The following is a 2,717-nucleotide window of genomic DNA, read 5'->3' on the forward strand; positions in this document are numbered from 1 at the left end:
AGGCGCCGCTCTACGATCCCGCTTATGGCGGCGTCTCGACCTGGATTTTCACCATCGCACGCAATCTTCGCGTCGATCATTCCCGGCGCAAAGCCAACCGCGAAACGCTGCCCCTCAACGATTGGGACGAGATGGACGACCAGCCGGACGGCGAAAGCCGCCTGCTCGTCGCCGAAAGCGAGACGCAGGTGCGAAGGGCGCTGGAGCAGCTGCCGCACGAGCAGAAGCAGGTGCTGATGCAAGCCTATTTCGCCGACAAGCCGCAATCGGCGATCGCCCAAGAGCTGGGCTTGCCGCTCGGCACGGTGAAATCGCGCCTTCGGCTTGCGCTCGGCAGATTGCGCGCCCTGCTGGAGGACGCGCAATGACCGAGGCCTTCAAACATCCCAGCGACGAGACGTTGCAGCGTTACGCATGCGGCAATCTGCGGCCTGGCCTCGCCATGGTGATGCGCGTCCATCTCGGCGGCTGCCCGTCATGCCGCGCCACGCTGCGGCGTTTCGAGGCCGTCGGCGGCGCCCTGCTCGACGATCTGCCGCCGGCCGGGATATCGGCGGCGCTTCTGGAAAAGGTCTTCGCCCGCATCGATTCCGGCGAAGCGCCGCAGGAGGCGCGCGCCGCGCCCGTCTTCACCGCCGATGGCTTCGCGCTGCCTGCCGCCATGGCCGGTTGCAAGGTCGGGCCCTGGCGTTTCGTCCACCCCAAATTGCGCTGGGCGCGGGTGGAGGTTCCCGGCGCGGAACAGGATCGGGTCATTCTGCTGAAGATCGCCGCCGGTTTCGCCGCGCCCGCCCATGGTCATGGCGGTCTGGAGCTGACACAGGTTCTGGCAGGCGGATTTAGCGATGGTCGCGCGCAATATGAGCCCGGCGACCTGATCGAGGCGGATGAATCCCTGACCGATCACGAGCCGCGCGTCACCGGCGACGAGGATTGCCTCTGCCTCGCTGCCGTGGAGAAGCCGCTGCGCATCCGCTCCCTGCTCGGCCGGCTGTTCCAGCCGCTGATGGGGATTTGATCAGAACAGCCGGCCGGCGCCATAGCCGGCCGAAGCCGCCAGGGCGGTCAGGAACGATCCCCAGGCCATATCGACGACGGTCAGCGCCAAAGGCCAATGCTTCAGGGTCGCCTGATTGGTCAGGTCATAGACCCCATAGCCGACCAAACCGAAGGCCAGCCCATGGAGCGCCGCGCTTTGCCAGCTTTGCGCGGCAAGACCGGGCCGGACTGCAAAAAAGGCGACCCCGGCGGCGTAGAGCAGATAGAAGACGACCGCGGGGCCGGGACGAAACCCGTCCAGCGCCAGGCCGCCCATGGCGGGGCGGTAAAAAGCCCCGGCCATGCGGCTGAGCCAGAGAAAATCAACGCCGGCGAAGACGATCAGGGTTGCGGCGAACGCCGCAAGCGTTTTCATGATCAGGCCCCCGGTTTTTGTAGCAGATAGAAGCCAACATCGGTGACGCCTTCACGGAACCCCGCCTCGCAATAACACAGGTAATAGGTCCACAAACGACGGAATCCTGCGTCGAATCCGAGGGCGGCGATCTCCGGCCAGCGCGCCTCGAAACGCGCGCGCCATTCGGCCAGGGTGCGGGCGTAGGAGAGGCCGAACGTTTCGGTTCGCACGAGCTTCAGCCCGGCGTGGGCGGCCTGTTGGGCGATCGCCGTTTTCGTCGGCAGGAAGCCGCCGGGAAAAATGTGGCGCTGAATGAAGTCGGGCCGGGCGCGATAGGCCTCGAAGCGCGTCTCGTCGATGGTGATGGCCTGAATCAGGGCGGTTCCGCCGGGCCGCAAGACCTGCTCGATCTTGCCGAAATAGATCGGCCAGAAAATCTCGCCCACCGCTTCGATCATCTCGATCGAGACGATGCGGTCGAAGGTCCCGGCCACGTCGCGGTAATCCTGCAGCCGAAGGTCCACCGGCGCTCCGGCGCAGCGCTTTCGCGCAAAATCGAGCTGGGCGGGCGAAAGCGTCAGGCCGGTGACGGCGCCTGCGCCCGCCTGCCCGAGGCGCAGCGCGAGCGCGCCCCAGCCGCAGCCAATTTCGAGAATTTTTTCGCCGCCGCGCAGCTCCAGCAGTTCGACGATATGCGCCAGCCTGTATTCCTGCGCCTCTTCGAGGGTCGCGGCGCCGGCCTCGAACAAGGCCGAGGAATAAAGCAGTGTCGGGTCGAGCCAGAGCGAGAAAAAGTCGTTGCCGAGATCGTAGTGGCTGACGATGTTGCGGCGGCTGCCGCGCCGGGTATTGCCGCGCAGGCGGTGGCGCAGGCGGCTGAAGAGCCGGTGCGCCGGATTGCCGGAAAGCCCTGCGAGCTCGGGCGCGTTGAGGGCGCCGAAGCATAGCAGCGCCACAAGATCGGGCGTCGTCCATTCGCCCGCGACAAAAGCGTCTGCGAAGCCGATCCCGCCTTTCAGGAACAGGCGGCGCACGGCGCGCCAGTCGTTCAGGACCAGACTGACCTCGGGGCCCGGCCCGCCGCGCGCCTCCAGAAGATCGCCGGATGGCAGCCGCAGGCTCAAGGCGCCATGGGCAATCCCGTCCAGCCAGGGCCGGAGCGCCAACGCCAGCGGATGAAGAAAAAGCTTCGCGCTTTTTCGTTCGGTCAAGGCGATGGTTGGCGATTTCATCGGGGTTTGCTCACGTCGGAGGCGGGAACGAGGGTGATGGGATCTTGCGGCGGCGGCGGGCGGCGGCGCAGGCCTATTCCCTTCCGCCA

Annotated in this window: 4 protein-coding genes; 2 read left to right on the forward strand and 2 right to left on the reverse strand. The window is 66.4% G+C overall.

Annotation, left to right across the window (positions count from 1 at the left end; genetic code table 11):
• Nucleotides 1-368: sigma-70 family RNA polymerase sigma factor (locus tag ACE3S9_RS17970; protein ID WP_374547847.1), on the forward strand; the 368-nt coding region annotated here is incomplete at its 5' end.
• Nucleotides 365-1,018, forward strand: a complete 654-nt coding sequence (locus ACE3S9_RS17975) for a ChrR family anti-sigma-E factor (RefSeq protein ID WP_374547848.1) — start codon at nt 365-367, stop codon at nt 1,016-1,018. The genes ACE3S9_RS17970 and ACE3S9_RS17975, both read left to right, overlap by 4 nt.
• On the opposite strand, the gene ACE3S9_RS17980 is transcribed toward ACE3S9_RS17975, so the two are convergent.
• Both ACE3S9_RS17980 and ACE3S9_RS17985 read right to left on the reverse strand, forming a co-directional pair.
• Nucleotides 1,019-1,414: a DUF2177 family protein gene (locus ACE3S9_RS17980; protein WP_374547849.1), complete on the reverse strand. Its 396-nt coding sequence runs from the start codon at nt 1,412-1,414 to the stop codon at nt 1,019-1,021. It abuts the gene before it with no gap.
• A 2-nt stretch (nt 1,415-1,416) separates the two neighbouring features.
• Nucleotides 1,417-2,628 (reverse strand): class I SAM-dependent methyltransferase, encoded by a 1,212-nt coding sequence (locus tag ACE3S9_RS17985; RefSeq protein WP_374547850.1) that lies wholly within the window; start codon nt 2,626-2,628, stop codon nt 1,417-1,419.
• Nucleotides 2,629-2,717 lie beyond the last annotated feature (89 nt).

The organism is Rhodoblastus sp. (assembly GCF_041915505.1).
Taxonomy (GTDB): domain Bacteria; phylum Pseudomonadota; class Alphaproteobacteria; order Rhizobiales; family Beijerinckiaceae; genus Rhodoblastus.

What these genes read in the sequence shown, in the direction of transcription:
- ACE3S9_RS17975 (WP_374547848.1), top strand. Translation starts at nt 365, where the DNA reads ATGACCGAGGCCTTCAAACATCCCAGCGACGAGACGTTGCAGCGTTAC.
- ACE3S9_RS17980 (WP_374547849.1), bottom strand. Translation starts at nt 1,414, where the DNA reads ATGAAAACGCTTGCGGCGTTCGCCGCAACCCTGATCGTCTTCGCCGGC.
- ACE3S9_RS17985 (WP_374547850.1), bottom strand. Translation starts at nt 2,628, where the DNA reads ATGAAATCGCCAACCATCGCCTTGACCGAACGAAAAAGCGCGAAGCTT.